Origin of the sequence: Microbacterium nymphoidis, assembly GCF_021044885.1 — a bacterium.
Lineage (GTDB): Bacteria > Actinomycetota > Actinomycetes > Actinomycetales > Microbacteriaceae > Microbacterium > Microbacterium nymphoidis.
The window spans coordinates 98,781-114,538 of the sequence record NZ_JAJNOD010000002.1; the positions used below are offsets into that span (position 1 = coordinate 98,781).

Here is a 15,758-nt window from a genome sequence, read left to right on the forward strand (position 1 = left end):
TCTGGACCACACGAACGCCGGATTTGGAAACGTTTCCATCTGCGGCCTATGGAAACGTTTACAGGCAACAGCTCGACGAGGAGCACGATGGGCGACAAACCGACACTTCACGAGGTGGCCGCGACCGCGGGCGTTTCGCTCGCGTCGGCATCACGAGCCCTCACGGGACGCTCCGCGAGTCCCGACATGGTGCGCCGGGTTCGCCAGGCGGCCAAGAGCATCGGCTACCTGCCCGACGCCACGGCGCGCCAGCTGCGTCTGGGGGGACGGCGCCAGGTCGTCTTCGCCGTGGACGACATCGGAAACCCGAACTACGTGCAGATGCTCCGCGCGATCGAGGCCGAACTCGGCGACACGATCCGGCTGAGCGTGTCTGCCACGGGCCGCGGTCCGGATCAGACCGTCGAGCTGGTCCGCAGTCTCAGCATGGGCGCGGGCGACGGCCTGATCATCTCGCCGCTGCGAGTATCGCCGGCGCTGCGCCAGGCGCTGTCCGAGACCGTCGTCCCGGTGGTGGTGATCGGAAACCTGCACTCCGATCTCGGGATCGACTCCGTCTTCGTGGACTCGTCCGCCGCCATCGGCATGATCATCGACCACCTGGTCTCGCTGGGTCGCACGCGCATCGGCGCGATCCACGGACCCGGCAACACCAACCCCGGTGCCGCACGTCGTGCCGGCTTCGTCGCCGCCATGAAGCGTCACGGTCTGGCGGTGCCGGAGCACGCGCAGATCACCGCCCGCGACTTCACCTCCGCTGCCGGCGTCGACGCGGGAACCGAGCTGCTGACCCGCTGCCGGCAGGCCGGGGTCCAGCTCGACGCCATCGTCGCGGTCAACGACCTGATCGGCATCGGCGCCATCCACGCAGCGCACCGGCTGGGCCTTCGGGTACCCGCCGACCTCGCCATCACCGGCATCGACGACACCGAGCTCGCGGCCATCTATCTGCCCGGTCTCACCACCGTCTCCCTGCAGTCCGCCGATCGTGGCCGTCTGGCCGCGCGCATGCTGCTGTCGCGCTTCTCCGATCCCACCCGTTCCGCACAGCACGCGACCGTCGAGGCTACCCTCGTCGTCCGCGGCTCGACCTCACCGGAGGCGTCATGAGCGCACCGACAGCGACCGCCCGCCGGGGCGGGCTGGCCCGCACCCGACGCAACGAGGCGATCGCGCTGGCGATCCCCACGGTCCTTCCCATCCTGATCCTGAGCGTCGTCCCGCTGTTCATCGGCGTGGCGACGGCGTTCACGGATTCGCGGCTGGCTCGCAACCACGACACCCAGTTCGTGGGGCTGAAGAACTTCATCGACCTCGGTTCGGACACGCAGTTCTGGCAGTCGTTCGGAATCGGCATGATCTGGGCCGTCACGGTCACCGCGCTGCAGCTGATCGGCGGGCTGTGCCTCGCGCTGCTGCTGAACACCGACATGAAGTTCCGCGGCATCACGCGAGTTCTCGCCCTCATTCCCTGGGCCATGCCACCCGTGGTGGTCGCCGTGATGTGGCAGATGATCTACTCGCCCACCAACGGACCCCTGAACTGGCTGATCGAGACGCTGGGGGGTCCGGCCAACATCAACTGGCTCGGTGACTTTTCCCTGGCCCTGCCCGCCGTGATCCTCGTGGGCGTGTGGGTCGGCATGCCGCAGAACACCGTGGTGCTGCTCGCCGGCCTGCAGAACGTCCCCGGAGAGCTGCAGGAGGCGGCGGCGGTCGACGGCGCGAGCGCCTGGCAGCGCTTCTTCCACGTCACCCTTCCCGCATTGCGGCCGGTGATCTTCTCCATCGCCAGCCTGAGCTTCATCTGGAACTTCAACTCCTTCGGCATCGTCTACGTGATGACCGAGGGCGGCCCGGGAGGCCGCACCATGCTGCCGATGCTGTTCACCTACCTCGAGGCGTTCAAGTCGCGCAACACCGGTAGCGCCGCCGCAATGGGAGACGTCATCGTCGTCTTCCTCGTCGCGATCCTGACCGTTGCGCTGTGGCGCCAGCTGCGTTCAGACAGGAGCGAGTCATGAGTTCACGCGTCGCGCGTCGCCGCACGGTACGCACCCTGCAGTATCTCGCTCTCGCCGGATTCCTGATCTTCCTCGGCTTCCCGCTGCTGTGGTTGCTCTCGACCGCTTTCAAGTCGTCGGCGGAGATCAACTCGCTCTCGGTCAACCTGATCCCTGCGCAGCCGACGATCGACAACTTCATCGCCGCGTTCGAACGTCAGGGGCTGCCCCTGGCGGCGTGGAACAGCCTGGTCGTTGCGGTTGCCACGACGATCCTCACCACCGCCATCTCCATCCCCGGTGCCTACGTGATGGCCCGGTACAAGGGCCGCATGCGGGCGGTGGGCGTGGGCTACATCCTGGTGAGTCAGATCTTCCCGGTGATCCTCGTGATCATCCCGCTGTTCTTCATCCTGCGAAGCGCGGGACTCGTGGATTCGCTCATCGGCCTCATCGTCGTCTACACCGTCTACACGCTGCCGTTCTCGCTGTGGATGCTCCAGGGATACGTCTCGGCGATCCCGTTCGACATCGAGGAAGCTGCCTCCATCGACGGAGCGTCGAAGTTCACGGCGATGCGGACCATCGTCTTCCCGCTGCTGATGCCGGGCATCGTAGCGACGGCGATGTTCAGCTTCGTGTCGGCGTACAACGAGTTCTTCTTCGCCCTCGTGCTCCTGCAGTCTCCGGAGCACTACACGCTCCCCATCGCGCTGGCGACATTCGTCGGCGGCGAAGGGAAGGTCGCCGTCGGTCCGCTCGCCGCCGGCGCACTCCTGGCCAGCATCCCCAGCATCATCTTCTTCTCGCTGCTGCAGAAGCGCCTCGCCAAGGGGCTCATCTCCGGTGCCGTGAAGGGCTGACCTGCACCACCCACACGTTCCACAATCACAAGGAAGAGGAAAGAAGTGAACAAGCTCCACCGTTCAGCAGTGCTGCTCGCGGCGGCCTCCGTCACGGCACTCGCACTCACCTCCTGCTCGCCCGGCTCGTCCGACCCGGGCAGCAGCGGGGCAGCCACCGGGGATCCGGCCTCTCCGGTCGAGATCACGTTCCAGTCGTTCTCCGACCAGCCGGCCGCCATCGCGGCGACCAAGGAGATCGTCGATGCGTTCAACGCCGACAACCCCGGTATCACCGTCAAGATCGTGCAGGCTCCCACCGACAGCCTCGACGACAAGCTCACCACCCAGTTCGTGGGAGGCGTGGCGCCCGACATCATCCACTACGAGGTCCTCGGTATCGTGCCGTTCGCGAAGGACGGCTATCTCGCTGACCTGTCCGGCCTCCTGAGCAAGGACACCATCTCCGACATCGACCCCGGTGTTCTGGACTCGGTCACCGTCGACGACCAGATGATCGGCGCTCCCACCGAACTGCAGACCTACGTCGTGTTCGCCAACAAGAAGCTGCTCGAAGCCGCGGGCGTGACCGTGCCGACCGGTGACTCCATGACCTGGGACGAGCTGGCCGAGATCGCGAAGGCCACCACGGCCGGGGACGTCCACGGCATCACGTGGGGCATGAAGAGCCCCACGGCGGCGTTCATGAGCCTGGGCATGGGCTTCGGCTCCACCTATTTCACCGGCAAGGGCGACGACATGAAGGTCGAGGTCAGCGATGCCGACCTCGAAGTCCCCAACCGCGTGAAGGCCATGATCGACGCCGGATCGGTGGACCCGATCGGTGTGACCCAGTCCGGTTCCGAGGTGCTCGCCACGTTCTACGCGGGCAAGGCCGCGATGACGGTCCAGGGCTCGTATCAGATCGCCAACATCGCCGCCGACGCCCCGGCCGACATGGACTGGGTCGTGCTGCCGCCGCTGGCAGGCAGCAAGGGCGCCGTCCAGGCCGCGAACCCGCAGACGCTCTCGATCAACATCGACTCCGAGCACCAGGAGGAGGCGGCGAAGTTCATCGACTACTTCATGTCCACCGACAACCTGGTGAAGATGAACATCGCTGACGGACTCATCCCCACCACGAAGTCCGCACGTGCGGCGCTGGAGGAGCAGACCCAGGAGCAGAACGGCTGGCCCGCCATCATGACCTCGGCTGAAGGTCTCGCCGGTCCGGTCTTCCTGCAGGCGAACGGCTTCGTGCGCTGGAAGGACACCGTCGCCACCCCCGGGTTCCAGAAGTTCCTGGGCGGGGAGATCGACGACGCACAGCTGAAGTCCGAGCTCGACACCGGTTGGGCGCAGGTCAACGGTTGACACCGGGTGGTGGGCCCGCGTGGCCCACCACCCCGCTGAGAGGAATGGCATGAACTGGATTCACGATCGAACCGCCGCGGTGCTGGCGGGCTCCGCGATCGGCGACGCCCTGGGCGGAGCCGCGGAGGGCTTCAGCCCGGAGGCGATCCGCGAGCGATATCAGGGGCGGATCGAGGGCATCGTGCCGCCGTACCACCTGGACTGGCAGACCGCGCGGCCGGTGAGCCCGTACCACAAGGGCGACGGGCACATCACCGATGACACCCTCATGACACAGGCGCTCATCCGCGTGTACGAGGAGCACCGCGATCACATCGACGCGTTCGCGATCGCGGATCTGCTCGTGCCGCGCCTGCAGACCGAGGTGCGGTGGATCCCGGAGTTCGAGCGCGAGTCGATCATCCTCCACCGCATCTTCCTCGCCGAGAAGTGGCTGGTCACGCGGCTGCAGTACGGCCACGTCGACCCCCGTGAGGCCGGCGTGGGCAACGTCGTCAACTGCGGCGCCGCGATGTACATGGCTCCGGTGGGCGTCGTCAATGCGGGCAACCCGCGTGCGGCCTACGCCGAGGCCATCGACGCAGCCGGCGCGCACCAGTCCAGCTACGGGCGCGAGGCCGCGGGTGTGTTCGCGGCCGCAGTCGCCGCCGCGGTGTCGCCGGGGTCGAGCGTCGATGCGGTGGTGGAGGCGAGCATCGCCCTGGCGCACGACGGCACACGAGCCGCGATCGAGGCGGTCGTCGCGGCGGCCCGGGCCGTGCGGGGCAGCGACCATGACAGCATCGGCCAGGCGCTGCGCGACGCCATCCGCCCGTTCGACACCGTGGGTGACGCGTACCGTCAGCCCGCGATGGACGCGCGCATCCCCTCACGCACCAAGTCGATCGAGGAACTTCCGGTGGCGCTCGGATTCCTCGTGGCGTACGAGGGCGACTTCCGCAACACGATCCTCGGACCGGTCAACTACGGCCGCGATTCGGACTCCATCGCCTCGATGGCCGGAAGCATCGCGGGCGGGATCGGCGGCATGGCTGTGATCGCCGATGACTGGCTCGACGCCATCGCCGAAGCCAGCCGGATGGACTTCTCGGAGCATGCGGATCGTCTTGCATCCGTCGCCGAGGAGATCATGCGCAAGGATGCCGCGCGTGCCGAGGCAGACCTCCGGCGCCTCACCGCCGTCGCCGGCGGATCGCTCTGATGCGGCTCACCTGGGCGCAGCCCGAGGACCTGGTCGCGCACGAACTGGTTCAGTCGCGTGCCGAGGGGCATGATGTCGATGACATCGCCGATCGGTGGGCGCGGGCCGGAGGATCGCTGATTCCCGTGCGCGGCGGAGCGACTCCCGAACGCGCACCGGAGCAGCTTCGCGCGCTGGCCCGCGATCTGCTGGTCGAGCTCGACGATCGGGCAGCAGCCGCCGCGCCGCGATGGGAGGACACGGCCGCCCTCCTGCCGGAGCTGCCGGCACGACCGGTGGGCGATGACCTCGCTGACCGCGTGCACGGTGCGTGGTCGGGCCGGGCGGCGGGGTGCCTGCTCGGCAAGCCGGTGGAGAAGATCCCGCGCGCGGGCATCGAGGAGATCCTTCGGGCTACCGGTCGCTGGCCGCTGCGGACCTACTTCACCGCTCGTGGTCTTCCGGCAGAGGTGTCGGCGCGCTGGCCGTGGAACCGGCGTTCTGCGGTGAACTCCCTCGAGGAGAACATCACCGGGATGCCGGAGGACGACGACCTCAACTATCCGCTGCTGAATCTCCGGGTGCTGGAGCAGTCGGGCCGGGCCTTCACCACCGACGACATCGCTCAGGCCTGGCTGTCGGACCTGCCCGCCGGGCGCACCTTCACTGCGGAGCGCATCGCGTACCGCAACCTCCTCGACGGTTACGCGCCGGACGAAGCGGGGCGCGTCCGCAACCCGTTCCGCGAGTGGATCGGCGCGCTGATCCGCACCGATGTGTTCGGCTGGGTCAACCCCGGCGATCTGCACGAGGCGGCACGCATGGCGTACACGGATGGCCGCCTCAGTCACACCGGCAACGGTCTGTGGGGCGCCATGTGGGCCGCAGCTCTGGCATCCGCGTCCCTGGTGTGCGCCGACGTCGGCGAGGTCCTGGACAGCGCGGCACGCGTCGTCCCGGACGGGAGTGATCTTTCCGCGGCGCTCCGCCACGGTCGAGAGCTCGGGGAGGGGGATCGGGACGACACCGCCGCACTGGATGAGCTGCACGCCCGGTACGGCGATCTGCACTGGGTGCACACCGTGAACAACGCCGCACTGATCGCGTTCGCGCTCGCGCGCAGCGACGGGGACTTCGGACGCGGTATCGCCCTCGCGGTGATCGCCGGATGGGACACCGACTCCGCCGGAGCCACCGTCGGGTCGGTGCTCGGCGGGCTGCTCGGACAGCGCGCCCTTCCGCCGGAGTGGACTGCTCCTCTGCAGAACCGCATCGCCACCAGTCTTCCCGGCATGCACGGCGTCCAGATCGACGATCTCGCCCGCCGGACCCTCGCCCTCATCCCCACGACACAGGAGCCCTGACATGACTTCCTCCCTCACCCTGCGTGAGCGCGCTCGCGGTTCGCTCGCGGGCCTCGCCATCGGCGACGCCATCGGACGGCCCGTCGAGGGCTACTCCGCACAGGAGATCCAGGCCAAGCACGGCCGCGTCACCGGATACCTCGATCCGGAGCCGGCCGGCAGCGACGACACGGAGTACGCGCTCCTCACCGCAAAGACCGTCGAGCGCGTCGGCGTGAAGGCCACGGCCGAGGACTTCGCGGAGACCTGGATCACCGACGTGCTGCCGCAGGCCGACGACTTCAAGGGCGGCGGGTTCAGCGAGATGGCCGCCATCGACAACCTCCGTCGGGGCGTGCGACCGCCGCTGAGCGGCGACACCATGCACGGCTGGAGCGACGGGCTTGCCATGCGCGTGAGTCCGCTCGGCATCGTCGCCGCCGGTGACGTCGAGCTCGCCCGTCGCCTGGCCGAGGCGGATGGCGCGGTCAGTCACACCACGGAGGGCATCTGGGCCGGAGTCGTGGTGTCGGTGGCGGTCACGACAGCCCTCACCGGTGCGGACGCCGCCGCCTGTTATGACGCCGGGCTCGCCGCGATTCCCGCGGACAGCTGGACGGCGCGCAACCTCCGGGATGCGCGCGATCTTGTGGGCGCCGGTCTGGACGACGATGCGCTGGCCATCGCGCTGCACGACCGTCTCGCCGTGGCGGACTACTACTGGGCAGACCTCGCACCGGAGGCCGTGGGCCTGGCGATGGCTTCCGTGCTGCGCGCCGAAGGGCGTGCGGCGGAGTCCATTCTGTTCGCGGTGAACATGGGCCGTGACGCCGACACCACCGCCGCGATCGCCGGCACCATCGCCGGTGCGATCTCCGGCATCGAGGCGTTCCCGCAGGAGTGGGTCGCGGGCCTTCGCCCCGTCGTGGGCTCCTGCATCCGCTCCACGCGGGGGATTCACCCGCTGGACGCGGCCGACAGACTGACCGCGCTCGTGGAAGGAGACCCGCGATGACCGACGCCTTCGCCACCATCGCCCGGGGTGTGCTCGCCGGAGAAGCAGCCTCTGCATTCAACGCCGACTATCGTGTGTACGCCCTGCCTCCCAAGCGTGTCGGGCGGGTGCGTACCCTGTCGCTCCTGGCCGATGAGACGCGGACCACCACCGTGCCGCGTCCGTTCACGCATGCGGCACCGCCGGCCGTGCTGCATCCGGGACCGGGCGAGGCGCTGGAGTGGTTCACCTTCTCCGCTCGCCAGCACGCGCAGGGATTCGGGCTGCAGGAGTGGCGTGCGCTGGCGGACACCGAGCCGCCCGTGCGATCCCGCATCGGCACGAAGCTGGCGCTGCAGAATCTGCGCGCGGGAGCCCAGCCACCGCAGTCCGGCCACGACAATGCGCACTACTTCGATGACATCGCCATGGTGCGGGCCCTCGCCGCTGTCGCCATCGTGGGAGGCGAAGGCGCGCGTGAGGCCGCCATCGCCGATGCCTCTGTGACGCACGCGCTGGACGGCGTGTGGTGCGCAGAGGCCACGGCCCAGCTCGCGACCGCGCTCATCGCCGGTGCCGACGCCGCTGACGCGGTGACCGCCGCGATGGACGCGCTCCCGGCGCAGACCTGGTCGCGTCGTATGGCCGAAGCCTCCCTGGCCGTGGCCGCCGGCGCGCGCGGCGCGCTGGATCGGGCACGGCGGCTCAGCGTGGAGGTGGGGGACTGGATCTACAGCTATCCCATCGCCGCACCGGAGACGCTCGGTTTCCTGCTCGCACATGTGAGCGCCGCGGAGTCCGCAGAGGAGCTGATGCTGGGCGTGCTGGCACAGCCGCGCAACGCCGCCTCGCTCCCAGCGGTGGCCGGTGCGATCGCCGCGCTGCGGTTCGGTGAGGACTGGATCGCGGAGGACCTGCGCCTGGAGGATGCCCGACTCACCGGATTGTCGGTGGCGTCGTTCGCCGGACGCACGGTGGCGGAGGCCATCGGCTGAGATGACCCGGCGTCCCGTCCAGCGATCGCGGGTCGGCAGCCGATTCGCGATGGTGAGGCCGCGCTGATCGACGGCGCGTCGCCAGAGCTGACGTGGGCCGGTCGGAAATGTCCGATCGGCCCACGTGCCGTTTCGCTACTGCTGGGCCTGTCCCGCGGACTGGCTGGTGGCGCCCGGCTGCCCTCCGGGGATCGGGCTGACGACCACGGCGGTGCCGTAAGCGCACACCTCGGAGAAGTTCTGCGCGATGTCTCCGGTGTCGAAGCGCATCGCCACAATGGCGTTGGCGCCGCGCTGCTGGGCATCGGCGATCATGCGGTTCATCACGTCGTTGCGTGACTCGTACATGATCTTCGTGTACTCGGTCATCTCACCGCCGCCCAGTGACCGGAACCCAGCCACGAAGTTCTGGCCGAAGTTGGCGGAGCGCACGGTGAGGCCCATGACCTCGCCGAGCACGGCCTCCACACGATAGCCGGGGATCTCATTCGTCGTCACCACGATCATGCGTTGATCATGCCGCTGCGTCGACGCGGCGAGACGGAGGAACGCGGCGTGTCAGGGAGGGTCAGCCGGGCAGCGAGTAGCGCAGGCGAACGTGATGGACCTCCTCGGCGCTCAGCAGCTCGATGGTGCCGGCCAGCCCGATGAGGTCGCCCGTACCCGAGCCGGGGACGATCTCCCAGTCGAGATGCTGTCCCGCGGAGGTCATGCGGCCGAGTTGCGCCAGGGCGAAGGAGCCGGCGCGACCATCGAGTGAGCCGGAGACCACCTCAAGGGCGACGTAGCCGGCCGCGCCGAGGCGAGGATCACCGGCCGAGAGCATCACGCCGTTGCTCGTGCCCCGAATGGAGCCGGACCACTCCTTCGTCATGTCGAACCGACCGGTCTCGGCAACGAGGCCGGTGGCGGGGGTGAGGGTGACGGTGAACCGTGCTTCGACGACGCGCTCTTCGCTCATGCCGCGACACTAGCGCGGACCTCGGACACCACCGCGTGCGCAGCTGAACTCCTGCGGAATTCTGGATCGCCGCACGGGCGAAGGGCGTACGCTGTGGCCACATTGTTCGTCCGTGCCGCCGCGCGGGTGCATCGAGGAGGCAAGATGATCGACTGCCCGTTGTGCGAGATCACCGACGGTGCCCGTGCATCTTCCGTGCTCGCCGTCCGCACCTACGCCTGTGCCGTCGTGGATGAGAACGCGCCCGCGCCCGGTCGCGTGCTCGTCGTGCCACGGCCGCACGTGAGCCGCATCTCCGAGCTCTCCGACGCGCAGGCGACGGAGCTGATGATGCTCGCGCGCGACGTCGCCGTGGCGCTCGAGGACGCCAACATCGCGCTGGAGGGCGTTGTTGCCGAGGCGGGCAATGACGCCGTCGACGAGGAGAGCCACCTCCGCATCACGGTGATCCCGCGGATGACAGACGGTGTGAGTGAGCGCCAGCACGTCATCTCAGATGACGCACTCGCCGCGTTGCGGCGGGCGCTGGCCTGACGGGCTCCCTCAGACGAGGACGCTCAGCGAACCCGCGGCGTCGAGGCGCAGCAGCTGCGTGGTGACGGGTTTGGCGGCGGCCTGGTCGAACAGCTCCGTCGCGTATCCCCGCAGCGCGGCGACCGAGTCGGCGTCGTCCGCGCTGCAGATCAGCACGTGGATCCGGGTGGGGACCGCGACGGCGAGGTCGCCGGAGAGCTCGACGGCCGCACGCCAGCGGGCGGGGGTGAGCAGCACGGAAGCGCTCAGGTCCATCTCATCCGGCACCGTCAGCCGGTAGCGTCCGCCGCCGCGCTCGACGGCGATGTCGCCCCGGCGGGCGAGGTTGAACAGCGCGCGCTCGCGCAGCGCGTCGGCATCCCCGTACGTCGGTACGTCGTCGATGGAAACGATCTCCCAGGACGGGCCGGGATCGATCGCGTACGTGACGTGGACCTCACCGGCGAGCGGCTGCGCGAACGGATGCTGGCCGGCCGGGAAATCCGGGATCCGGGCGAAGATCTCCGCGTTGGCATCCAGCCACTGCTGCCCAGACAGCATCGGCACGACCACATCCGCCGGATCGGTCGTCGGCACCGGTGCGGCAACGTTCTTCTTGCGAAACAGCCAGCTCATCGGATCCCCTTCACCTGTCGCCGGTGACGTCACGGCAACGCGCCCGACGATAGCAGAGCACCGTGACGGAGTCCGATCATGCGGTTGTGTGTGCGTGCGTGCCGGCGTGGGTGCGGTGGTTTCGGTGTACTCGGCGGTGGCGGTGGCGGTGGCGGTGGCGGTGGCGGTGGCGGTGGCGGTGGCGGTGGTGGTGTCGGTGTGGGGTGGTGCGTGCGGCGTCGGGTGCTGGGGGATGGCGAGCGGTCGGATCAGGTGCGTTGGTGACGCAAGTGTGGTCCCGGCCCGACGGTGTGCGTGGGGTCGGAGGTGTGCGTGGCGTCCGAGGTGTGCGTGGGTCCGACGGTGTGCGTGGGGTCGGAGGTGTGCATGGGGTCCGAGGTGTGCGTGGGGTCCGAGGTGTGCGTGGCGTCGGAGGTGTGCGTGGGGTCGGAGGTGTGCGTGGCGTCAGAGGGACGCCGGAGCGCCGGGTTCAGTTGGGACACTGTCGGCGGTGGGCCTGGAACTCGCCGTGCGCGACGTGCGGGTGCGCCGCCGGCGCACGAGCGTGATGGTCACTGCCAGGAGAGCGAGCACGACGGCGGGCAGGAGTGATCCCGCCGCCAGCGCGAGGAGGCCGGCGCTGAGCGCCGATGCAAGGACCGCCATCCACCATCCGCCGCTCCAGCGCTCCAGGATGCGGACCGCGGCGATCATACCGAGCACGTAGATCGCGGTCATGCTGGACGTGTGCACGAGCACGAACGGCGCGAGCTCCAGTCCGCCGATGAGCACGAGGACGAAATAGCCCGTCATCACGACCGCGGTGAGCGCGAGCGCCCGTCGGGGTACGGCACCGGCACCCGCGCCGACGCTGAACCAGCGCGGGAGATCTCCGTTCTCCGCCAGGGAGGCGCCCAGCTTGGCGAAGGCGGCGAGGTAGGCGTTCAACACTCCGAGCGCCACGATGCCGCCCACCACGCCGACGGCCAGGCGCGCGACCGGTGAATCGGCGAGAGAGGCCAGATCCAGCAGCGGCGCACGGCTCGTGCCTGCTGATGCACCCAGGGCGCCGACGGTCACGACCTGCAGCACGAGATAGCACGCCCCCGACAGCACGAGGGTGACCGCGGTGCCGAGGAGGACGGCGCGGCGGGGGTCGCGGAACTCGCCCGAGATGTGGGTACCCACCTCCCATCCGGCGAAGGCCCACACGAACAGCACCACGGCCGTGCCGACCCCGCCGAGACCGTGCGGCAGGAAGGGTGTGAAGTTCTGCGGATCCACGGCCGGTGCCGCAGCCCACACCACGGTGACGACGACGCCCACGAGCAGTGCGGTGAGCACCAGCTGCACACCGCCGGCCGTCCGCACCCCGAACGCGTTGATCCCGAGGGGGACGAGCAGGAAGGCGAGCGCGAGCCACGGCACCGCGCCCGCATCGATGCCCACAGTCAGTGCGACGTACTGGGCACCGAGGACCGCGACCACCGGGCCGCCTGCGGCCACGCCGAACATGAACCAGTACCCGGTCATGCGCGCCGCCGTCGGCCCGAGTGCGCGGCGGACGTAGCTGGCCACCCCGCCGGGGTCGGGATACCGCGCCGCGAGCGCCGCGAAGGTTCCCGCCAGCGGAACCGCCAGCACGATGACGGCGGTCACGGCGAGGATCGAACCCGGACCCGCAGCCTCTGCGGCGAGCGCGGGGAGTGCGAGCAGACCCGTGCCGAGCACGGAGGCGATGTACAGGGCGATGCCTTCGGCCAGGCCGATGCGGCCGTCTCGGGTGCGTGCGCTCACTCATCCATCGTGTCGCGGGCCCCCGACATCCGCCGTGCCGGATTCCGCCACTCGCCCTCCGGATCCTGCCATTGTGTGCGGGGTGCGGGGTGCGGGCGGCCGGTGCAGGGTTGGGATCGTGTCGTGAAATGAGGAGAATGTGGCGAAACGAGGACTCCACGGCGGGTCTTGTCCTCGATTCACGACATGCTCCTCGTTTCGATGCGGCCCGCGAGCGGTGCGGTCGGGTGACCTCACCTGCGTGTTCCGATGCCACGTACCGGCCGAAGTCGTGTCGTGAGGTGAGGCGGCTGTCGCGAACTGGGGTGAATGCGGCGGCGGTCGTCGTCGGGTTGGTGCGTGATCCTGGTCCGATGTGGTTGAGTCCGGGAGGGGCTGCGTCGTCGTTTCGGTTGTGCGTGTGATTCGTGGCCGCCGCGGCCGGAAGCGATGGGGTGGGAGCGAGCGAGCGAGCTGCGTCGTCCGGCGTCTTGTGGCCGGGCCGAAGTCGTGTCGTGAAATGAGGAGGATGTCGCCTAATAAGGAGAAGACAGCGGGTTTGGTCCTCGATTCGCGACATGATCCTCGTTTCGCGACATCGTCATCAGGGATCCCGATGGGGACGAGCGCCGTAGGGTGAGGGAATGGCTGCGTTCACGGTGGATCTGAACGCCGATCTCGGCGAGACGGTCGACGGCGTCGCCACGGCGGATGACGCGTCGATGTTCCCTCTGATCAGCAGCGCGAACATCGCCTGCGGTGGTCATGCCGGGGACGACGCGTCGATGCGCGCGTCGGTCGCACACTCCCGCGAGCACGGCGTCGCGATCGGTGCGCACCCGGCGTACCCGGACCGTGCGGGGTTCGGGCGCACGCGTCACCACCTGTCGTCCTCGGACCTGCGCGCGTCGATCCTGGGCCAGCTCACCCGGCTGGTCGCCGCGGGTGCCGACGTCCGCTATGTCAAACCCCACGGAGCGCTGTACAACGAGATCGTCCACGATGCGACGCAGGCGGCCGATGTCGTGGCCGCGGTCACGGAGCTCTCCGCGCGGCTCGGGCGCGCGCTGCCCGTTCTGGGCCTGCACGGCGAGATCCAGCGAGCCGCCGCTGCCGTCGGCCTGCCGTTCTTCTCCGAGGCGTTTCTCGATCGCGGCTATCAGGCGGACGGCACCCTCGTGCCCCGGGGCGCTCCGGGGGATCTGCTGCATGACCCCGCCGAGGTTGCGCGCCGCGCTGTCGAGATGGTGGTGACCGGCTCCGTGACGGCGCTGGACGGCAGCCTCGTCCAGATCCACCCGGCGTCGCTGTGCGTGCATGGTGACAGTCCCGCCGCGGTGGAGATGGCGCGTGCCGTCCGCGCCGCCTTGACCGACGCGGGTGTCGTGATCCGTGCCCCGTGGCTCCGATGACGCCGCTCGTCGTGCACGCGTTCGGGCCGGAGGCGTTGCTGGTGGAGACGGCGGACGTGCTGGCACTGCGGGCGGTGCTGGCAACACCTCCCGACGGGGTCACCGACGTCGTCCCCGCCGCGGCGACGGTGCTGGTGTGCTTCGACTCGTCCACGATCGCGCCCGGGGCGGTTCGCGCCTGGATCGACCGCGCGGCGGCTGATGCGGGCAGGATCGACGATGCCGATGCGTCGCCCATCGTCGAGATCGACGTCTGCTACGACGGTCCGGATCTCGTCACGGCGGCCGCGGCGGCCGGGGTAGCCGTCGACACGCTGATCAGCGCTCACCAGCGCGCTCACTGGCGGGTGGCGTTCACCGGGTTCGCACCCGGCTTCGGCTACCTCGTCGCCGACGACTGGCCCTACCGGCTGCCCCGGCTCGCCGCGCCGCGCACCCGCGTGCCGCGGGGGTCGGTCGCGCTCGCGGACGGGTTCAGCGGGGTGTACCCGCGGGCGACGCCCGGCGGGTGGCAGCTCATCGGGGTCACCGACGCCACGCTGTTCGATCCGGATCGTACGCCCCCGGCTCTGCTCGTTCCGGGTGCGCGTGTGCGGTTCCGGGAGATGTCATGAGCCTGCGGATCGAAGCGGCCGGTCCCGGCACGACCGTGCAGGATCTTGGGCGGCCGGGCCTGCGCGCGGTCGGTGTCGGCTCCTCCGGTGCGCTCGATCGGCAGTCCCACCGCATCGCACAACGCCTGGTGGGCAATCGGGAGTCGGCGGCGGGGATCGAGGTCCCGCTCGGCGGGCTGCGTCTGCGCGCGACGCGCGATCACTGGGTCGTGGTCGCGGGTGCGGAGACCCCGGTGTACGCCGGATCTCGGGCCATCGATCTCTGGCGACCGCATCTGCTGCGCGCGGGGGAGCCCCTCGAACTCGGTATCGCCACCCGCGGCATCCGCGCCTATGTCGCGGTGCGCGGCGGTCTGGCGCTGCCCCCGGTGCTCGGCTCGCGCTCCACCGACACGCTCGCGGGTCTCGGGCCGGAGCCGCTGCGGGCCGGTGACGAGCTCGCCGTCGGTCGCACGCCTCTCCCGCTGCACCTCGTCGACATCGCCCCGTGGCGAGTGCCGGGGGAGCACATCGAGGCACGAGTCGTGCCCGGGCCGCGCCGGGACTATCTCGAACCCGGCGCGTGGGATCTGCTGACCGGGGAGACCTGGACGGCGTCGACGGCCGCCGATCGCGTGGGCGTACGGCTGGACGGTCCGTTGCTGCGACATCGCGGCAGCGCGGAGCTCCCGAGCGAAGGGATGATCCCCGGTGCCATCCAGGTACCGCCGTCCGGCATTCCGACCATCCTGCTCGCCGACGGGCCGGTCACCGGCGGGTACCCGGTGATCGGCGTGGTGCTGGACCTCGACCGGATCGGACAGCTCCGTCCCGGTGCCACCCTTCGCCTGCGCGGCTGACGTTCGGTTTCAGAGCGCGCGATTGGCTCCGATATCGGCGCGGAAGCAGCCATGTGCGCGCAACGAAACGTGGGTGCCTTGTGCTCTGATACCTAGATTGCTAGCATTCGAGCATGACAACCGAGCGGCGGGCTGGCGGAGACCCGGCGAAGGCGCAGTTCAACGTGTACCTGCCGCGCCCGCTGATCGTGGCGGTGAAGCACCGCGCGATCGACGACGGGACCAGTCTGTCGGCCCTGGTGGAGCGGGCGCTCAGCGAGTATCTGGATCGCGCACGAAGCGCAGGGGAGGAGTGAT

Annotated in this window: 17 protein-coding genes; 13 read left to right on the forward strand and 4 right to left on the reverse strand. The window is 69.5% G+C overall.

The genetic code is table 11. The features are described from left to right. The first annotated feature begins 87 nt into the window (after positions 1–87). From LQ566_RS09770 to LQ566_RS09805, 8 genes are read left to right on the forward strand one after another with little or no spacing between them, the layout of a single operon-like run. Positions 88–1,110: a LacI family DNA-binding transcriptional regulator gene (locus LQ566_RS09770; RefSeq protein WP_231091496.1), complete on the forward strand. Its 1,023-nt coding sequence runs from the start codon at positions 88–90 to the stop codon at positions 1,108–1,110. Continuing rightward, positions 1,107–2,024: a carbohydrate ABC transporter permease gene (locus LQ566_RS09775; RefSeq protein WP_231091497.1), complete on the forward strand. Its 918-nt coding sequence runs from the start codon at positions 1,107–1,109 to the stop codon at positions 2,022–2,024. The genes LQ566_RS09770 and LQ566_RS09775 overlap by 4 nt, the downstream gene beginning before the upstream one ends. Further along, positions 2,021–2,866, forward strand: coding sequence for a carbohydrate ABC transporter permease (locus tag LQ566_RS09780; protein WP_231091498.1), 846 nt, complete (start codon positions 2,021–2,023; stop codon positions 2,864–2,866). Before LQ566_RS09775 ends, LQ566_RS09780 begins: the two co-directional genes overlap by 4 nt. Positions 2,867–2,911: 45 nt before the next feature. Then, entirely contained in the window at positions 2,912–4,219 is a 1,308-nt protein-coding gene (locus tag LQ566_RS09785; protein WP_231091499.1) for an ABC transporter substrate-binding protein, read from the forward strand. 49 nt (positions 4,220–4,268) lie between these two features. Continuing rightward, complete coding sequence (locus tag LQ566_RS09790; protein WP_231091500.1) at positions 4,269–5,420, forward strand: ADP-ribosylglycohydrolase family protein; 1,152 nt, start codon at positions 4,269–4,271, stop codon at positions 5,418–5,420. Beyond that, entirely contained in the window at positions 5,420–6,763 is a 1,344-nt protein-coding gene (locus LQ566_RS09795; protein WP_231091501.1) for an ADP-ribosylglycohydrolase family protein, read from the forward strand. Before LQ566_RS09790 ends, LQ566_RS09795 begins: the two co-directional genes overlap by 1 nt. Position 6,764: 1 nt before the next feature. Then, entirely contained in the window at positions 6,765–7,757 is a 993-nt protein-coding gene (locus LQ566_RS09800) for an ADP-ribosylglycohydrolase family protein (protein WP_231091502.1), read from the forward strand. Then, a complete protein-coding gene (locus LQ566_RS09805; RefSeq protein ID WP_231091503.1) occupies positions 7,754–8,731 on the forward strand; it encodes an ADP-ribosylglycohydrolase family protein in 978 nt (325 codons plus the stop codon). Before LQ566_RS09800 ends, LQ566_RS09805 begins: the two co-directional genes overlap by 4 nt. Before the next feature lie 135 nt (positions 8,732–8,866). Here LQ566_RS09805 and LQ566_RS09810 read toward each other — a convergent pair whose 3' ends face one another. Both LQ566_RS09810 and LQ566_RS09815 read right to left on the reverse strand, forming a co-directional pair. Beyond that, positions 8,867–9,238, reverse strand: coding sequence for a YbjQ family protein (locus LQ566_RS09810; RefSeq protein WP_231091504.1), 372 nt, complete (start codon positions 9,236–9,238; stop codon positions 8,867–8,869). A 61-nt stretch (positions 9,239–9,299) separates the two neighbouring features. Continuing rightward, complete coding sequence (locus LQ566_RS09815; RefSeq protein ID WP_231091505.1) at positions 9,300–9,692, reverse strand: DUF3224 domain-containing protein; 393 nt, start codon at positions 9,690–9,692, stop codon at positions 9,300–9,302. 93 nt (positions 9,693–9,785) lie between these two features. On the opposite strand from LQ566_RS09815, the gene LQ566_RS09820 reads away from it, so the two are divergent. Next, the gene (locus LQ566_RS09820; protein WP_231091506.1) at positions 9,786–10,226 is read left to right on the forward strand and encodes an HIT family protein; all 441 of its coding nucleotides are present in this window, start codon (positions 9,786–9,788) and stop codon (positions 10,224–10,226) included. A 9-nt stretch (positions 10,227–10,235) separates the two neighbouring features. Here the strand turns inward: LQ566_RS09820 and LQ566_RS09825 are convergent, their stop codons facing one another. After that, positions 10,236–10,841 carry a DUF1444 domain-containing protein gene (locus LQ566_RS09825; protein ID WP_231091507.1) on the reverse strand — a complete coding sequence of 202 codons (606 nt, stop codon included), beginning with the start codon at positions 10,839–10,841 and terminating at the stop codon, positions 10,236–10,238. Between the two features lie 444 nt (positions 10,842–11,285). Continuing rightward, positions 11,286–12,617 (reverse strand): APC family permease, encoded by a 1,332-nt coding sequence (locus LQ566_RS09830; RefSeq protein ID WP_231091508.1) that lies wholly within the window; start codon positions 12,615–12,617, stop codon positions 11,286–11,288. Positions 12,618–13,240: 623 nt separating this feature from the next. Between LQ566_RS09830 and LQ566_RS09835 the strand changes: the two genes are divergently transcribed. From LQ566_RS09835 to LQ566_RS09850, 4 genes are all read left to right on the forward strand, one after another. Beyond that, positions 13,241–14,008 carry a LamB/YcsF family protein gene (locus LQ566_RS09835; protein ID WP_231091509.1) on the forward strand — a complete coding sequence of 256 codons (768 nt, stop codon included), beginning with the start codon at positions 13,241–13,243 and terminating at the stop codon, positions 14,006–14,008. After that, positions 14,005–14,622 (forward strand): 5-oxoprolinase subunit B family protein, encoded by a 618-nt coding sequence (locus LQ566_RS09840; RefSeq protein ID WP_231091875.1) that lies wholly within the window; start codon positions 14,005–14,007, stop codon positions 14,620–14,622. Before LQ566_RS09835 ends, LQ566_RS09840 begins: the two co-directional genes overlap by 4 nt. Next, positions 14,619–15,461 (forward strand): 5-oxoprolinase subunit C family protein, encoded by an 843-nt coding sequence (locus tag LQ566_RS09845; RefSeq protein WP_231091510.1) that lies wholly within the window; start codon positions 14,619–14,621, stop codon positions 15,459–15,461. The genes LQ566_RS09840 and LQ566_RS09845 overlap by 4 nt, the downstream gene beginning before the upstream one ends. Positions 15,462–15,574: 113 nt before the next feature. Continuing rightward, positions 15,575–15,757 carry a ribbon-helix-helix domain-containing protein gene (locus LQ566_RS09850; protein WP_231091511.1) on the forward strand — a complete coding sequence of 61 codons (183 nt, stop codon included), beginning with the start codon at positions 15,575–15,577 and terminating at the stop codon, positions 15,755–15,757. Position 15,758 lies beyond the last annotated feature (1 nt).